At 72.8% G+C, this 17188-nt stretch carries 11 protein-coding genes; 4 read left to right on the top strand and 7 right to left on the bottom strand.

Annotated elements, in window-relative coordinates:
* Positions 1-11 precede the first annotated feature (11 nt).
* A complete protein-coding gene (locus ACZ4UV_RS11350) occupies positions 12-2870 on the top strand; it encodes a glycoside hydrolase family 2 TIM barrel-domain containing protein (protein WP_467837472.1) in 2859 nt (952 codons plus the stop codon).
* Positions 2871-2925: 55 nt separating this feature from the next.
* Here ACZ4UV_RS11350 and ACZ4UV_RS11345 read toward each other — a convergent pair whose 3' ends face one another.
* From ACZ4UV_RS11345 to ACZ4UV_RS11335, 3 genes are all read right to left on the bottom strand, one after another.
* Positions 2926-4800, bottom strand: a complete 1875-nt coding sequence (locus ACZ4UV_RS11345) for an ArnT family glycosyltransferase (RefSeq protein WP_467837470.1) — start codon at positions 4798-4800, stop codon at positions 2926-2928.
* Between the two features lie 175 nt (positions 4801-4975).
* Positions 4976-6757 (bottom strand): bifunctional sugar phosphate isomerase/epimerase/4-hydroxyphenylpyruvate dioxygenase family protein, encoded by a 1782-nt coding sequence (locus tag ACZ4UV_RS11340; protein WP_467837468.1) that lies wholly within the window; start codon positions 6755-6757, stop codon positions 4976-4978.
* Positions 6758-6867: 110 nt separating this feature from the next.
* Positions 6868-7749 (bottom strand): shikimate dehydrogenase, encoded by an 882-nt coding sequence (locus ACZ4UV_RS11335; RefSeq protein WP_451021278.1) that lies wholly within the window; start codon positions 7747-7749, stop codon positions 6868-6870.
* A 162-nt stretch (positions 7750-7911) separates the two neighbouring features.
* Here ACZ4UV_RS11335 and ACZ4UV_RS11330 point away from each other — a divergent pair, with 162 nt between their 5' ends.
* The 3 genes from ACZ4UV_RS11330 to ACZ4UV_RS11320 all read left to right on the top strand — a co-directional run bounded on the left by ACZ4UV_RS11330 (position 7912) and on the right by ACZ4UV_RS11320 (position 11359).
* The gene (locus tag ACZ4UV_RS11330; protein ID WP_351499861.1) at positions 7912-8577 is read left to right on the top strand and encodes a TetR/AcrR family transcriptional regulator; all 666 of its coding nucleotides are present in this window, start codon (positions 7912-7914) and stop codon (positions 8575-8577) included.
* Between the two features lie 219 nt (positions 8578-8796).
* Entirely contained in the window at positions 8797-10158 is a 1362-nt protein-coding gene (locus ACZ4UV_RS11325) for an MFS transporter (RefSeq protein WP_451021279.1), read from the top strand.
* Between the two features lie 199 nt (positions 10159-10357).
* A complete protein-coding gene (locus ACZ4UV_RS11320) occupies positions 10358-11359 on the top strand; it encodes an acyl-CoA desaturase (protein ID WP_451021280.1) in 1002 nt (333 codons plus the stop codon).
* Between the two features lie 61 nt (positions 11360-11420).
* Here the strand turns inward: ACZ4UV_RS11320 and ACZ4UV_RS11315 are convergent, their stop codons facing one another.
* Genes ACZ4UV_RS11315 through wecB form a run of 4 tightly spaced genes read right to left on the bottom strand, consistent with a single transcriptional unit; the run spans position 11421 to position 17155 of the window.
* The gene (locus ACZ4UV_RS11315) at positions 11421-13607 is read right to left on the bottom strand and encodes a glycosyltransferase (RefSeq protein WP_451021281.1); all 2187 of its coding nucleotides are present in this window, start codon (positions 13605-13607) and stop codon (positions 11421-11423) included.
* Entirely contained in the window at positions 13604-15424 is a 1821-nt protein-coding gene (locus ACZ4UV_RS11310) for a hypothetical protein (RefSeq protein WP_451021282.1), read from the bottom strand. The genes ACZ4UV_RS11315 and ACZ4UV_RS11310 overlap by 4 nt, the downstream gene beginning before the upstream one ends.
* Positions 15424-16074, bottom strand: coding sequence for a class I SAM-dependent methyltransferase (locus ACZ4UV_RS11305; RefSeq protein WP_451021283.1), 651 nt, complete (start codon positions 16072-16074; stop codon positions 15424-15426). The genes ACZ4UV_RS11310 and ACZ4UV_RS11305 overlap by 1 nt, the downstream gene beginning before the upstream one ends.
* Entirely contained in the window at positions 16067-17155 is a 1089-nt protein-coding gene (gene wecB, locus ACZ4UV_RS11300) for a non-hydrolyzing UDP-N-acetylglucosamine 2-epimerase (RefSeq protein ID WP_467837467.1), read from the bottom strand. The genes ACZ4UV_RS11305 and wecB overlap by 8 nt, the downstream gene beginning before the upstream one ends.
* Positions 17156-17188 lie beyond the last annotated feature (33 nt).

Raw genomic sequence — 17188 nt, 5'->3', positions numbered from 1 at the left:
CCTGGAGACCGATGTCTTTCCGCACCTCCGCCACCGACTATGTCGAGGACGTCTCCCCGGGTTCGGGCGCCCTGCCTCCCCGGGCCTGGTGTCCGCGCTCGGACGCCGCGTCCCTCTCCCTGAACGGCAGCTGGCGTTTCCGGCTGTCGCCCACGGCGGACGCCGAGGACGACGCGTTCGCCGAGCCGGGGTACGACGCCGGCGGCTGGGCGGAGGTGTCGGTCCCGGGGCACTGGGTGCTCCAGGGGCAGGGCGCGCCGATCTACACGAACCACCTGTACCCGTTCCCGGTCGACCCGCCGAGGGTGCCGACCGAGAACCCCACGGGTGACCACCTGCGCGCCTTCGACCTGCCGGAGGACTGGGACCTGACCGACGGCGGGACGGTGCTGCGCTTCGACGGGGTCGAGTCCTGCGCCCGCGTCTGGCTGAACGGCACGGACATCGGCGAGTTCAAGGGCTCCCGGCTGCCGCACGAGTTCGCGGTCGGCCACCTCCTGAAGGCGGTCGGCAACGTGCTCGCCGTCCGCGTCCACCAGTGGTCGGCCGGCTCCTACCTGGAGGACCAGGACCAGTGGTGGCTGCCCGGCATCTTCCGGGACGTGACCCTGCTGCACCGCCCGGCCGGGAGCGCCCTCGACTTCTTCGTGCACGCCTCCTACGACCACGTCACCGGCGCGGGCACGCTGCGCGTCGACTCCGACGTGGACGGCAGGGTCACCGTGCCGGAACTGGGCGTCGACATCGCGACCGGTGAGCCGGTCACCGTCCCGGTCGAGGCGTGGACGGCCGAGACCCCGAGGCTGTACGACGGGGTGCTGGCCACCGAGGGCGAACGGGTGCCGTTGCGGATCGGCTTCCGGACCGTCGTCCTGGAGGACGGCCTGATCAAGGTCAACGGGAAGGCGGTCCTCTTCAAGGGCGTCAACCGGCACGAGTGGCACCCCAGGAAGGGCCGGGCCCTCGACCCGGAGACCATGCTCGCTGACGTGCTGCTGATGAAGCGGCACAACATCAACGCGGTCCGCACCTCCCACTACCCGCCGCACCCGGCCTTCCTCGACCTGTGCGACGAGTACGGCCTGTGGGTGATCGACGAGTGCGACCTGGAGACCCACGGCTTCACCGAGCAGGCCTGGCGGGACAACCCGGTCGACGACGACCGCTGGACCCCGGCGCTGCTCGACCGGGCCGCCCGGATGGTCGAGCGCGACAAGAACCACCCGTCGGTGGTGATCTGGTCGCTCGGCAACGAGGCGGGCACCGGGCGGGGCCTGACCGCGATGGCCGAGTGGATCCACGGCCGGGACGCCTCCCGGCTCGTGCACTACGAGGGTGACATCGACTGCCGTGACACGGACGTCTATTCACGGATGTACGCCGACCACGCCGAGGTCGAGCGGATCGGCCGGAAACTGGACGGCGGTACCCATCGGCGTCGTCAACTCCCCTTCATCCTGTGCGAGTACGGGCACGCGATGGGCAACGGTCCCGGTGGGCTCGCCGACTACCAGCGGATCTTCGAGTCGTACGACCGGCTCCAGGGCGGCTTCATCTGGGAGTGGATCGACCACGGCATCGAGGACGAGCGGTACGGCTACGCGTACGGCGGCGACTTCGGCGAGGAGCTGCACGACGGGAACTTCGTCTGCGACGGACTGGTCTTCCCGGACCGGCAGCCCTCCCCGGGGCTGGTGGAGTACAAGAAGGTGATCGAGCCCGTCCGCATCGAGGGCGACGGCGCCACCGTCCGGGTCACCAACAGGCAGGACTTCGCCGATCTGTCGGCGCTGGACTTCGAGTGGTCGTACCAGGTCGGCGGCGAGACCGTCGAGTCGGGCCCGTTGGCGGTACCGGCCCTGGCGGCCGGCGAGTCGGCGGAGGTGAAACTGCCGGAGCCGCCGGTCGCCGCCGGCAGCGGCGAGACGCAGTGGACCGTACGGGCGGTACTGGCCGCCGACACCGGCTGGGGACCGCGCGGTCATGTGGTCGCCTGGGGTCAGTTCCCCGTCTCGGGGCGGCAGCTGCCGGCCTTCGCCGCCTCCGCCGGACCCGTGGTGTCCGGTGACGGGTCGATCGCCCTCGGCCCGGCCGCCTTCGACGCGCGCAGCGGCGCGCTGAGGAGCATCGGCTCTGTGGCGGTGACCGGACTGCGCCTGGACGTGTGGCGGGCGACGACCGACAACGACGACGGTGCCGCCTGGCAGACGGACATCCGCTACGGCGCGCTGTGGCGGAAGTTCGGTCTGCACCGGATGCGGCACCGGCTGGACGCGGTGGAGCAGACCGCCGACGCGCTGACCGTGCGCACCCGGGTGGCGCCCGCCGCCTGGGAGTTCGGGCTGGTGACGGTCTACCGTTGGACCACGGACGGCAGCCGCCTCGGACTCACCGTCTCCGTGACCCCGGACGGCGACTGGACGGTGCCGCTGCCCCGGCTCGGCGTCCGCTTCGGGCTGTCGGCGGCGGACCGTGTGCGGTGGTTCGGCGGCGGGCCGGGCGAGGCGTATCCGGACACCAGAACGGCTTCGGTGGTGGGCCGTTGGCAGTCGACGGTGGACGACCTGCAGACGCCGTACCTCCGTCCGCAGGAGAACGGCGCCCGCGCGGACGTCCGTTGGGCGGAGATCGGCGGGCTGCGGATCGAGGGCGACCCGGAGTTCTGGTTCACGGGCCGCCGCTGGACCACCGAGCAACTGGACGCGGCCGCTCACCGCAGCGACCTCACCCCGGGTGACACGGTCTGGGTCAACCTGGACCACGGCCAGCACGGCATCGGTTCGCAGTCCTGCGGCCCCGGCGTCCTGCCGCAGTACCAGCTGCACGCCGCACCCGCCGAGTTCTCCTTCGTGTTCTCGGACATCGGCTGATCCGCAGCACCCTGGAAGGCCCCGGACCGTGCGTGGTCCGGGGCCTTCGGTCCGCTCAGCGTCCGTGCCCGGCGGCCCCGCAGCGGTAGAGGGTGTAGCGCGCGACGTGGACCGGTGAGCAGTGGCCGATGGTCCAGCGGACCAGGGCCCGGCCCGGGGTCTTCGCGCCCCGGGCGCGGTGGGTGAGGTCGGCCGCGGAGAGCAGGACGTAGCGGAGCCGGCCGGTGTCGATCAGGTGGTGGAAGGTGCCGGGCGCGGGGTACGGCACATGGGCGGTGAAGCCGCCGAGCGGGAGGATGGAGGCGTTGTCCGAGAGGATGTACGGCGCCGCCATCTGCCAGCGGGGCACGGCGGCCAGGTAGCGGGCGCCCTCGCGGTGGGCGGTGAGGTAGGCGAGGACGCGCTGCTGGGCCGGGGTCAGGGCGGAGGCGCCGTTGCGGGTGGCGATGCTGCCCGGGCCGATCCGGCCGAACCCGCCGGGCTGGTTGTAGCGCAGGGAGGTCGCGGACGCGGACCAGACCGTGGGGACGACCAGGACCGCGGCGAGGGCGACGGCCAGGGCGGCCCTGCGCGGACGTGACCCGCCGACGGCGAGGAGGACCAGCGCCGGCAGGGCCAGGGCCGCGGCGACGCCGACCGACCAGGCGAAGAAGCGCGGGTAGTGCAGGGTGAGGGCCGCGCACCAGCCGACGTTGACGGCGAGGACCGCGCACAGTACGGTCCGGCGCCGCACCCGGGTCACGGCCGTCGCGGCCAGGGCCGACAGGCCGACCGCGACCACACCCATGTAGTAGGTGTGCCCGGTCACGCTGCCGAAGCTGAAGACCAGGAAGAACGTCACCAGCCAGACGCTCCACAGCAGGTACCCCGCCAGGAAGGGGTCGGTGCGCTGCGGGCGGCGGCGCCACAGGCCGTACAGCCCGGCGGCCAGGCCCAGCGCCGCCAGCGGGTACAGCCAGCCCGTCTGGCTGGCCAGCCCGGGGCTGAACATCTTCCAGACGCTGTCCCCCATTCCCACCGACGCCCTGCTGTGCGCCCGGTCGGCGACGATGCTCCCGGTGCCGGCCGCGTCGACGCCCAGCGTCTGGAAGCGGGTCAGGAAGTTGTAGCCGACGACCAGGGCGATCGGCGAGTTGTCGGTCGTGCCGTCGAGGTAGGGGCGGGCGGCGGCCGGGGTGAGGCCTGCGGCCAGCATCCAGGACAGGGACACCGCCAGCATGACCGCCCCGGACAGGGCGAGGTCCCGGATCCGGCGGCGCACCGTGGTCGGAGCGGCCACCAGGTAGGTCACGGCCAGCGCGGGCAGCACCGCCCAGGCCTCCAGCATCTTGCACTGGAAGGCCACCCCGACCCAGACGCCCGCCAGGACGAGGGTGCGCAGCCGGGCGCGGGCGGTGGCCCGCTGGGTGGCCTCGGCGGCCAGCAGCAACAGCAGGACGAACGGCGCGTCCTCGGTGACCGAACGGCCGAGGCCCACGGTCACCGGGGTGAGCGTGAGGAAGGCGGCGGCCAGCAGCCCGGCCGGTACGCCGGCCCAGCGCCGTACCACCACGTGGAGCAGGACCACCGAGGCCACGCCCTCCAGGGCCTGCGGGACCACCAGGGACCAGGGGTGGAAGCCGAGGACCAGCGCCGACAGGGCCTGCGGCCACAGGAATCCGGGCAGCTTGTCCAGGGTGATGGAGTTGCCCGGGTCGAAGGAGCCGTAGAGGAAGGCGACCGGGTTGTCGGTCATGCTGCGGACCGCGCTCGCGTAGAAGGTGTGGTAGGCGCTGTGCCAGATGCCCCAGAAGAAGAGCAGCGCGGCGACGGTGGCGATGCCGGCGAGGATCGGGCGCTCGTAGCGCCGGGTACGGCTCCGTGCCGGGGCCGGCGCGGGGGGCGGCCCCTCGACACGGACGAGCGGCTCGGCGCTGACAGGGCTCGGCATCGCGGACGGCCTCCAGGACTCCCGGTGTCCAGGGCTTCCTGAGCGCCCCGGAGTGCTACGGCCTGTAGGACGACTGGATTCCGGCGAACGTCACGTCCGGGTTGTCAAGGAACATTCAGGATGTTCGTGAGTATCACCCATGGAAGCTGTAAGAATCCTGAACCCCGCCTGTGACTCACCGTCCGGCGTGCTGGGCCGCGAGGCGCACCGGGGCGTTCTGGGCGCCGTAGCCGCGATACCCGGGATCCCGCTCGACGAGTTCGAAGAACACCCGTCCGACCGTCCGTGTGTAGCAGTGCCGGAAGACCCCGTCCGCGTCCCGGTCGTAGAGGATGCCGAGGTCGCGGTACGTCTCCAGCTCGCCGTCCGCGAACTCGTACCGGGCGGCGAGGTCGTCGTGGTAGTTGGCGGGGATGGGCAGCAGACCGCCGCCGGCCGCCCGGAAGGCCCGGGCGGCGGCGACCACGTCGGAGACGGCGAGGGCGATGTGCTGGGCGTGCAGGGTGTCGTCGGCCGGGGCGGCGCCGACCCCGAGGACGATCCGGACGGTGCCGTCGGCGTTGGTCACGGCTCGGGAGCGCAGTAGCCCGTAGGGGTCGGCGACGTCGACGCTCTCCTGGGGGTGCAGGCCGAGGACGCTGCGGTGGAAGAGGGCCGCCTCGTCGTACTGGTGCCAGGGCTGGGTGAGCGCGAGGTGGTCGAAGTACGCCGGGCCCGGCGCCGGTTCGTGCGGCACCTCGGCGAAGTCGGCGCGCCAGTCACGGAGTTCGGGGTCGTGGCCGGTGGCGCAGAAGAACAGTTCCGTGCCGTCGGGGGCGGCGACCGCGTCGAGCGGGGCGTCCTCCGGGGCGCGGCGGCGGGGCAGCACGGGGGCGAGCAGGGCCTCGGCACGGCGGGCTGCGGCCCGCGGGTCCGGTGACTCCAGGCCGATCGCGGCGAGGCCGGTGCCCTCGCGGCGGGCGGCGGGACCGGTGTTGACCAGGATCCGGGCCTTGCCCTGTTCCCACAGGTCGACGGGCTTGCTGCGGTGCCTGGCGGTCCGGGCGAAGCCGAGGGCGCCGAGCAGCGCCGAGACCGGTTCGGCGTCCGGCGTGACGAGTTCGGCGAACGCGACCCCCGTCGGCACGACCGGCGGGGGCAGCTCCCCCACCCCGACGGCCTCCTGGAGCACCAGCAGCGAACGGTGCGCGTCGACGGCGGTCGGCCCGGCCTCCGCCTGCCGGAAGACGTCGTTGAAGACTTCCAGGGAGAGCGGCCCGTCGTACCCCGTGCGCAGAACATGCCGCACCAGCCCGGCGACGTCGAACCCGCCCTGCCCCGGGAAGCACCGGTAGTGCCGGCTCCACTGGAGCACGTCCATGGCGAGCAGCGGGGCGTCGGCCAGCTGGAGGAAGAAGATCTTCTCGCCGGGGATGTCCTCGATGCCCTTCGGATCGGACCCGCGGGAAAGGATGTGAAAGCTGTCCAGGCAGGTCCCGAGGGCGGGATGACCGGCCGACTCGACGATCTGCCAGGCGTGGTCGTACGTACTCACGTGCCGCCCCCAGGCGAGCGCCTCGTAGGCGACCCGGATGCCGAAGTCCTGTGCCAGATCAGCGAGTCGGGCCAGTTGGGAGGCGGCGAGATCGTCGTCGTCGATCGCGAGCGCGCAGACGGAGGAACAGACGAGGACGGTGTCGGCGCCCAGTTCCCGCATGAGCTCGAACTTGTGCCGGGCGCGCCGCAGATTGCGCGCGAACTCGTCGTCGGGGACGGCTTCGATGTCCCGCATGGGTTGGTAGAGATCGACGGTGAGCCCCAGATCGGCGCACCGGGCCCGTATCTCACGGGGCGGGAGCGGGCTGGCGAGCAGGTCGTTCTCGAAGATCTCGACCCCGTCGAACCCGGCCCGGGAGGCCGCGGTGAGCTTCTCGGTGAGAGACCCGCTGAGCGAAACGGTGGCAATGGAAGTACGCATGACCCTTTTCCTCACGTGCACTGCAATTCCCTGCTTTCAGGGGCGCGGGGCTGTATCGATGTGCGGCTGCCGCCGCGTGGGCGCGATCAACCCCCACCGGCCCGCACCCGTCACACAACCTGACCCGCCGAGCTCTCTGCCAGCTCCTCGATATCGACGAGCATCCGAGCAGTGTCCGGCTCCCTCCCCGTGAACAACCGAAACGCATCCGCGGCCTGGAACACCGCCATCCCGCCCCCGTCCAGCACCGCGCACCCCAACGCCCGAGCGGTCCGCAACAACTCCGTCTCCAGCGGCCGATACACGACCTCAGCCACCCACAGCCCGGGATGCAGCAACTCCGCGGGCACCGGCAGCCCCGGATGCGCGGCCATCCCGGTAGGCGTCGCGTGGACGAGCCCGTCCGCACCGGCCAGCATGTCCGGCAGCCGCTCCAGGCCCGCGGCCACCGCGCGGCCCGCCCCGAACTGCCCGCACAACTGCCCGGCCAACCCGCCCGCCCGCTCGGCCACCGCGTCCACGACAGTGACCCGCTCGGCCCCCAACGTGAGCGTCGCGTGCGCGACCGCGGCCCCCGCGCCCCCGGCACCGAGCTGCACCACCCGCTCCAGCGAGGCATCCGGCAATCCCCGCGCGAACGACGCCGCGAACCCGGTCACGTCCGTGTTGTGGCCGACGGCCCTACCGTCGGCCCCGAAGACCACCGTGTTGACCGCACCGAGCGCCTCGGCCTGCGGGGCCAGGGCGTCGAGGTGCTCGATGACGAGCTGCTTGCAGGGGTGCGTGATGTTCAGCCCGTCGAAGCCGAGGTCCTGCGCGGCGCGCACCAGCTCCCCCACGGCCTCCGGTGCCACGCCGAGCGCGTCGATGTCGATCAGCCGGTACAGGTACCGCAGCCCCTGCCGGCCGGCCTCGCGCTCGTGCAGGGCGGGGCTGAGCGACGGGCCGATGCCGGCACCGACCAGTCCGACGAGATACGAGTCCTTGGCCACGTGGCCCTCCAGAGCGGCATCACAAACGTTAATGTACGAACTAGTACGTTAGCTATAACACCGGAGGCCGCGGCAGGGGAAGACCTCGCCGACAACACCTCCGCCCCGGGCTTCTACAATCTCCGCACCGGCCTCCCCGCGAAGGAACCCGATAGGAACCCGATGACCAGCGTCGACGAACCGGCACAGACCCACGGGCGGCTCCGTGACGCCGCCCGCACCCAGGCCGAGATCCTCGACGTGGCCACCCAGGAGTTCGCCCGGGCCGGCTACGACGGGGCCCGCGTCGACGAGATCGCGGCCCGCACCCGCACCACGAAGCGGATGATCTACTACTACTTCGGCGGCAAGGAGCAGCTGTTCACGGCGGTCCTGGAGCGCGCGTACGGCGTGATCCGCGAGGCCGAGCAGCAGCTGGACGTCGAGCACCTGGACCCGGTCGCGGCGATCCGCCGGCTCGCCGAGCTGACCTTCGACCACCACGAGCAGCACCCGGACTTCATCCGGCTGGTCAGCATCGAGAACATCCACGGCGCCGAGCACATCGCGGCCTCCGAGAAGCTCGGCAGGATCGGCTCGCCGGCGCTGGAGGTGATCCGCCGGATCCTGGCCGCCGGGCAGGAGTCCGGCCTGTTCACGGCCGACGTGGACGCCGTCGACCTGCACGCGATGATCAGCTCGTTCTGCTTCTTCCGGGTGGCGAACCGGGCGACCTTCCGCGCCCTCTTCGGCCGCGACCTGGTGGACCCGGCGCAGCGCGCGCACTACCGGGCCATGCTGGGCGACATGGTGATCGCCTACCTCACCGCGGAGCGCGCGGCGGACTGACCGCGCCGGGCACCGGACACCGGGCGGGACCGGACGGGAACGGCCCGACCTCTTGACACCGGGGAAACGCGAGCGCAACATCCGTACCCATCGCGACTAACTATCCAGTGGGTTAATTAGCACCGACCCCTGGTCCGCCGACCCCGTCATCCCTGGGAACCGGCCTTCTCCCCCGCCGCTCACTCCGCCTACGTTGGAGTTTCCCGAAGGAGCACCGCCGTGTCCGTCCCCGCCCAGTCCGCCGCCACCGCCGTACCGCCCGGTGGCCAGCCGAGGAAGGCCGCCCTGGCCGCCTGGATCGGCAGCGCCCTGGAGTACTACGACTTCTTCATCTACGGCAGCGCGGCCGCGCTGATCTTCCCGAAGGTCTTCTTCGACGAGTCGGACCCGGCCAACGCGACCCTGCTCTCGCTGGCCACGTTCGGTGTCGCGTACGCGGCCCGTCCGGTCGGTGCGCTGTTCCTCGGGCACTTCGGGGACCGGATCGGCCGCAAGAAGGTCATGGTCTTCACGCTGCTGCTGATGGGCCTGTCGACGTTCCTGATCGGCTGTCTGCCGACCCGCGCCCAGGTGGGCGGCCTGGCGCCGGTGCTGCTGGTGCTGTGCCGGGTGCTGCAGGGCATCTCGGCGGCCGGCGAGCAGGCCAGCGCGAGTTCCATGAGTCTGGAACACGCGCCGCCGAACCGGCGCGGCTTCTTCACCAGCTTCACGCTCGGCGGCACCCAGGGCGGCCAGCTGATCGCCACCCTGGTCTTCATCGCGGTCTCCCAGCTGCCCGAGGACCAGCTGATGTCCTGGGGCTGGCGGGTGCCGTTCTGGCTGAGTGTCGCGGTGGCCGTGGTCGGCTGGTTGATCCGGCGCAAACTCCAGGAGACCCCGGCCTTCGCCGAGCAGGCGGCGACCGAGGGTGTCGTACGGCTGCCGCTGGTGACGCTGGTGCGGTACCACTGGGCCGACGTGCTGCGGGTGGTCGGCGGTGCGCTGATCGCCTCGGTGAGCACGATCTTCACGGTGTGGGCCCTGGCGTACGCGACCAGCGACTCGGTCGGGATGTCGAAGACGTCGATGCTGTGGGTGGGTGCGCTGGCGAACCTGGTGGCGCTGGGCGCGATCCCGGCGTGGGCGACGCTGTCGGACCGGATCGGGCGGCGGCCGGTCTACCTGATCGGCGCGGTGGGCAGTGCGGTGGCGATGTTCGGCTACCTGTGGGCGATCTCCACCGGCTCGTACCCGCTGATCATGCTCCTCGGGACCGTCGCCTTCGGTGTCGTCTACAGCGCGGCGAACGGGGTCTGGCCGTCCTTCTACGGCGAGATGTTCTCGACCCGGGTCCGGCTGTCGGGCATGGCGATCGGTACCCAGATCGGGTTCGCGGTGGCCGGGTTCGCGGTGACCTTCGCGGCGCAGATCGCGGGTCCGGGCGGCGACGACTGGTCGGCGGTGGCGCTGTTCACGGCCGCGCTGTGCGTGCCGCCGGTGATCGCCGCGCTGTCCGCCCGCGAGACCCACACGGTGGCCACGGAGGACCTCGGGTCCCGCACCCCCCGCGAGGCGTCCCGGCCGGAGACCGTGACGGCCTGAGGGCCCGTCCGTACCGCGAAGCAGGCACACGTCCGCCCGGGCCGGCGCCCGGGCGGACCGTCGCCGCCGCTCAAGGAGATTTGGTCCCACGCCGTTCACACCCTGGACATGAGCGATGACCTGCGGGGATGCCGTTCGCTGCGATGGTGTGCCGTAGGCGGCACCATGTCCGACAACCTCGAGCAACGGCGGGGAACCGATGAGCCCGAGCACAGCTGACCGTTCTGAACAGACCGTCGCCGAGGGCGACGCCGACACCGCGGCCGGAGTCAGGCCGCTGCTCGACGCCCCGCAGAACGCCGCGGCCGGCGTCGCGATGTGGATCTTCGTGGTCGGCCCGCTGATCTGCCTGGTCGTCGCGGTGCCGCTGCTGTGGGGGCGGGGGCTGTCGGCGCTGGACGTCACGATGGCCCTGGTCGCCTATCTGGTGTCCGGCTTCGGCCTCACGGTGGGCTATCACCGCCTCTTCACGCACCGCTCGTTCAAGGCGAAGCGGGGTCTGCGCATCGCTCTGGCGGTCGCGGGTTCGCTGGGGGTCGAGGGCTCGCCGGTGCAGTGGGTGGCGAACCACCGCCGCCACCACGCCTTCGCCGACCGCGAGGGCGACCCGCACTCGCCGTGGCGCTTCGGAACCGACACGCGCGCGCTGCTCAAGGGGCTGCTGCACGCGCACATCGGCTGGATGCTCAAGCGCGAGCTGAGCAACCGGGCCAGGTTCGCGCCCGACATCGACGCCGACCGCGACCTGCGGATCGTCGGCCGGCTCTTCGGGCCGCTGACCGTCGTCTCCCTCCTGGCCCCCGCACTGGTCGGCGGGCTCGTCACCGGCACCTGGGCCGGTGCGCTGACCGGGTTCTTCTGGGCCGGCGTCATGCGGATGGCGCTGCTGCACCACGTCACCTGGTCGGTGAACTCGGTCTGCCACGTCGCCGGCAGGCGCCCGTTCGCCAGCCGGGACAAGGCAACCAACTTCTGGCCGCTCGCCCTGCTGTCCTTCGGGGAGAGCTGGCACAACTCGCATCACGCCGACCCCACGGGCGCACGCCACGGTGTACTGCCGGGCCAGATCGACCCGTCGGCACGTCTGATCCGGATCTTCGAGAAACTGGGCTGGGCCCACGACGTCCGCTGGCCGAGCCCGGACCGCCTCAGCGCCCGCCTGCTGCCCGAGCCGGCCGGCCGGCCGGAGTCGGCGGCCTGACGCCCCTCCCGGCGAAACCGCCGGACGCGGGGTCCTCGGGCACCGCGTGTCCCGCCTGGCCTCACCCGGACACCAGCAGCTCCGTCCACTCCCCGGCCACCCGCTCCAGCGAGAACCCCTCCCGCACCTGTTCGCGGGCCGCCGCCCCGGCGGACTGCCAGTCCTCCTGTTCGGCGAGGCCGGTGATCGCGTCGGCCATCGCCTCGGGGGTGTCGTGGATCCAGCGCCGGTCGTAGATCTCGTCGGCGCCCGGCCACGGCAGCAGCGCGGGTACGGCGCCGGAGGCCATGCCCTCGGCCGGGGAGAGGTGGAAGCTCTCGTCGTCGCTGGTGGAGAGCACGTGGCCGATGCGGCGCAGCCAGTTGGGGACGTCGGGGCCGAACTGGTCGAAGACGACGGCCCCTTCGAGGAGCGGCGAGGTCTGCATGCGGCGCAGGATCGCGTCGTAGTGCTCGCGTTCCTCGGGCTTGTTCCAGATCCACCAGTACTCCCACGGCGGCTTGGACTTGACCGAGAGGTGCCAGCGCCGGTCGCGGGCGCGGAGTGCTTCGAGGACGTCGAGGCCGAGGTCGAGGCGTTTACGGCTGGGCGCGATGCCGATCATGCCCAACCGGTGGCGGGCGCCGGGCGCCTTGGGCCGGTCGAGCTGGTCGACGTCGACCCAGTTGCCGATCGTGGTGATCTTCGCCGCGGGCCAGCCGGTGCGGTCCCGGGTGGCGCGGGCGTAGTAGGGGCTGACGCACACCACCCGGTCGACGGCGTCGATGTCGACCTGCCGCGGGTATCCGGCGTCGAGTTCGAAGCGGTGCAGGCGCACGATCAGCCGGCTGCCGCGCCGCTTGTGGCGGCTGTACCAGATGGCCGCCGGGCCGCACCACTCGACGACCACCACGTCGGCCCAGGCGGCGAGTTCGCGGCTGGCGGCGACGTCGTGCCGGGCGAGCGCGGGCCAGGCGTCGATCCGGACGTCGAGGCCGGGCAGCGCGCGGAGGTGGTCGAGGAGACGGGTGAGGAACTTCAGGTCGTGGCCGGCGACACCGACCCGCAGCGGGCGGGCCCGGTCGGCGACGGCGGCGGGTGCGGCGGGGAAGGCGCGGTCGAGGTGGCCGCGCCAGCGGGCCGCCGCGGCCTCCATGGTGTACTCCCGGGCGGCCGCCGCGCACCGGTCGGCGGCGAGGTGCCGGGCGGCGGTGTCGCGTACGGCGAGACAGACGGCGTCCGCCGCGTCCGCGAGGGTGGCGGTGCCCGGGACGAACAGGGGGTAGTCGGCGCCGAGCAGGGCCTCGTGGGCGGGGGTGCGGTTGAGCACGACGGGCAGGCCGAGGGAGCCGAACTCCAGTACTTTGGTGGAGAGTTCGAGGCTGGCGTCGAGGGAGGCGTCGCGCCAGCCGAGGCCGAGGTCGCAGTCGGCGGCGAGGCGCATGGCCTCCTCGCGCGGTACGCCGCCGTGGTGGACGACCTCGGGGGTGGTGCGCAGCGCCTCGGCCATGGCGGTGTCGAAGCCGGGGTGGCCCGGGTCCTTGTGGATCTTGTCGCCGACGGCGTGCAGTTCGGTCCTGATGCCGCGTTCGGCCAGCATCGCGGGCAGCCGGGTCATGGGCAGGGTGTTCCAGCGGGGCGCGAACTTGCCGGTGTAGACGAGGCGTACGGGATCGTGCAGGCCGTTACGGGCCGGGACCGGGAAGCCCGGCTCGGGCACCGCGGGCGGGCAGAGCACGGACCGGCCGCAGGCCTCCGGCACCCAGGCCTCCAGAAAACAGCGCAACTCCTCGGTCTGGCACAGGAGTTGCCGGGAGGCCGCGGCGATCCGGGCGAGGTCGGCGCGGGCCTCCTCGGTCATGTCGGCCGGGGACTGCGGGATGTCGGTGAGGTAGGCCCAGATCCGGCCCTCGAAGGCGCCGTCGCCGACGATCTGCTTGACCAGCCGGCGGCCGCGCAGCACCAGCAGGTCGCAGGGCTCCTCCGCGTCCAGCCGGGCGAGCAGCTGCGAGGCCTGGAAGGGCGAGAGGGGGTGCGCGCCCTGGCCGGGGACGAGGTGTTCCTCGTACGGCCGCACCACGGTGACCCCGGGCAGGCCTGCGAGGGGGTCGGTCAGCCTGCCCGTCTCGACCGGGGCCTTGAGGACGAGGCGGGTCCGGCAGCCCACGCGGGACAGGGCCTGGACCGTCGACTGGGCCCAGACGGCGGAGCCGTCGATGAGGTTGAGGTCCACGTCGCCGTAGACGAGCGCCCTGAGGGTGCGGGTCATGACGGTTCCTTTCCACGCACGGCGAACAGGCGGTGCCCGGCCCGCGACCAGGTGTCCGGCGGGGTGCCGGTGTCGAGGAGGGACCGGCGCACGAGCAGCGGCTTCAGGGCCGGTACGAAGGCGTAGTCGTCGGCGGCGGGGGTGTGGCCCACCGCGTCGGCGCCCGAGAACTCCTGGGCGCAGAGCAGGTCGAGGAGGAGGGTGTCCGGGCGGTCCTCGGTCAGGTCCGTCCAGTCGGCGACCCAGGGTGCGGTGGGCGGTCCGGCGTGCACGGCGACCGAGGCGGCGGTGAGTTCGTCGAGGGCGAGGCCCGCCGGGTCGGCGACGACCACCTCGGCCGGCCGGTGCAGCTGGCCGAGCGCCTGGGCGACGAGCCGGGCCACGTCGGTGGCGTCCCGGGGCGCGGCGAGGACGGCGATCCGGCGCTCGGCGAGCGGGTCGGGGCCGCCGGTGAGGGCGGCGAGCCGGGCCAGCCGGACCCGGGTGCTGTCCTGCACGAAGACGTCCCGGAGCCGGTCCCGGCCGTCGGTGACCGGGTCGAGGCGGAAGAGCGCCGTCCCGGTGTCGCCGTCGAGGACGGTGTCCCAGGGCAGCAGGGACAGCCCCGGGGCGGACGACGCCGGGCCGTCCCGCCACAGCACCGCGGTACGGCCCAGCCCCCTTGCCCGGGAGACCAGTTCGGCGAGCCGCCGGTCCAGGTCGGGGGCGAGCCCGGTGCCGGTGAGCGACCAGGGCCCGTCCTGGGCCGCACAGGCGCTCAGCTGGACGAGGAAGACGTCCGGGTCGGTGCGCTCGACCAGCAGCCGCCCGTCGTGCGGCAGCACCCGGCTGACCACCGCGTCCGCCGCGAAGTCCTGGGCGGTGCCGTCCGTGAGCACGCCGGTGATCACCAGCCGGTCGCGGGGCACGACGGACAGGGCGCGGTGGGAGAGGTGGAAGCGGTCGTCGGCGTGCGGCTCCGGCGCGAAGGCAGGGGCTGAGACGGCGGCCCGGGAGCCGGCGGGGCGGCCCTTGGCCTTCCGCTGCCGCCACAGCCCGTACAGCTCGCCCGGCAGCCGGGCCGCGCGGCGCTTCGGCGACCGGGCCGCCGACACCAGTGCCTTGCCGACCCGGAGCGAGGTGGAGCCCTCCAGCATGGACACCCGCGCCTCCAGCACGCCGGTCCGCTCCCGGGCCCGGCGCAGCGCGGAGGAGAGCTGGTCCTTGTCCCGCAGGGCGGCGGCGAGCCGTTCGGCGAGGCCGTCCTCGCGGGCGGTCTCCAGGGCGCGGGCGGTGTCCTCGGCGGCCCGCTCCAGGTCGATCAGGCGGGCCCGCTGGGAGCGGGAGACGAAGTCGGCCAGGACGTACTCGTCGGCGATCCTCAGGGCGGTGGCGAAGCCGTCGGCCGGCAGCGGGCGGCCGAACCAGTCGTGCGGGGGCAGGAGTTCCTCGGTGCAGGCGAACACCGCCCCGGCGTGCAGGTGGGTGTAGCCGAGCGAGGCGGCGTGCAGCACCTGGCAGCGGTGTGCCACCAGGGCGTCGAGGAGCCGGTGGTAGGGCAGGTCGGTGCCGGGGTGGCCGAAGACGATCAGGCCGCGGCCGCCGGGCCGCATCCGTTCCAGTGCGGCCAGACAGTCCGCCTCGGCGCCGTGCAGGGCGGGGTCGGGTCCGTAGCAGAGGAGCATCAGCTCCCCTTCGCCGACGGGTTCCTCGTGCCGCCGCAGCTCGACGCCGGGCGGCAGGTGCAGATAGGGGTCCAGACACAGGCCGCCGCTCGTCGCGTCCACGACCGAGGTCACGTCGTCCAGGTGCGGGTGGAGCAGATCGGTCAGGCGCATCAGCGGGTCCTTGTGAAGACATGGAAGCCGACCCGGTTCTCGCGGAAGCCGTAGGGCCGGAAGAGGGTGTGGCGCAGGCCCAGGGGATCGAGTTCCTCGCGGTAGGCGGCGATCGGCCGGTGCAGGATGTAGTCGCCGCGCGGGACGGGTTCGTCGGTGTTCTCGTCGGTGACGATCAGCCGGCCGGTGATCCGGACGAGCGAGGCGAGGTTGCGCAGGCTCGCGGCCCACTGCGCGTCGTCCAGGACGTGGAAGAGGACGTCCACGCACATCACCACGTCGTAGAGCCAGGGGCTGCGCCACTCGTCGAGGGCGGCGACGGTGAAGCGGGGGCCGCCGCCCTCGGACCGCGCGTGGGTGACGGCCTCCTCGCTGGCGTCGAAGGCGTCGACGTGGTGGCCGCAGCGGGCGAGGGAGCGGGCGAAGTGCCCCTTGCCGCAGCCGGCGTCGAGGACGAACAGCGGGGAGGCGGGGCTGGACAGGTCGCCGATCAGGGTGAGGAGCTGGCCGAGCCGGATCGCGTAGAAGATCTCGTTGCCGGGCCGGTCCAGGCCGATGTGGCCGCCGGAGGCGAGGTCGTCGCGTTCGCGGTGCCGGGTGTCCCAGTAGGTCAGAGGGGCTTCGGGGTAGGTACGGGTGGCGTCAGTCATGGCGCTCCAGCCACTCGGTGAGCACACGGGCGATGCGGGGGCCGGCCTTGCCGTCCCACAGCGGTGGTCCCTCGGGGTCGGCCGCCGTCTGCCCGTCGAGGACCTTGCGCAGGGCGGGCACCAGTTCGCTGTGCCGGACCAGGCGGTTGGTGCCGTGGGTGACGGTGACCGGGCGTTCGGTCGTGGTGCGCAGCGTCAGGCAGGGCACGCCGAGCACGGTGGTCTCCTCCTGGACGCCGCCCGAGTCGGTGATCACGGCGGCGGCCCCGCGGACCAGGCCCATGAACTCGACGTAGCCGAGCGGTTCGAGGAGATGGATGCCGGGCGCGTCGGCGAGGCCCGCCTTGCGCAGCGCCTCCCGGCCGCGCGGGTGCAGGGGGACGGCGAGGTCGAGGTGGCCGGCGGCCTCGGTGAGGGCCCGGGCGGCGGCCGCGGCGGCCTCGGGGTCGTCGACGTTGGCCGGGCGGTGCAGGGTGACCACGCCGTACCGCTCGGGCAGCGCGTGGGCGGTGCGGGCGGCGGCCGGGTCGAAATGCTCCAGATGGGTGAGCAGGGTGTCGATCATGGGGTTGCCGACGAAGTGCACCCGACCCGGGTCGACGCCCTCGCGGGCGAGGTGTCCGACGGCTTCCGGGCTGGTGACGAAGAGCAGCTCGGCGAGCTGGTCGACCAGGCGCCGGTTGACCTCCTCCGGCATCGCCATGTCGAAGCTGCGCAGCCCCGCCTCCACATGGGCGACCGGGATGCCCAGCTTGGCGGCGACCAGGGCCGCGGCCAGGGTGGAGTTCACGTCGCCGTAGACGACGACCAGGGCCGGGGCGCGGGCGAGCAGCTCGCCCTCCAGGGCCACCAGCAGGTCTGCGGTCTGCCTGGCGTGGCTGCCGGAGCCGACGCCGAGGTCGGTGTCCGGGGCGGGCAGGCCCAGCTCCCGGAAGAAGACGTGCGACATCCGTTCGTCGTAGTGCTGACCGGTGTGCACCAGGACCTGGTCGTGCCCGGTCGCGCGCAGGGCGGCGACGACGGGCGCGGCCTTCACGAAGTTCGGCCTGGTCCCTACGACATGGAGTACGCGGCCGTTCATGTCGTACGTTCTCCGCTCTGTCGGCCTACCTTG

It is taken from the genome of Streptomyces sp. NPDC028289, from assembly GCF_055565975.1.
This window is presented reverse-complemented; position numbering and strand designations above follow the sequence as displayed.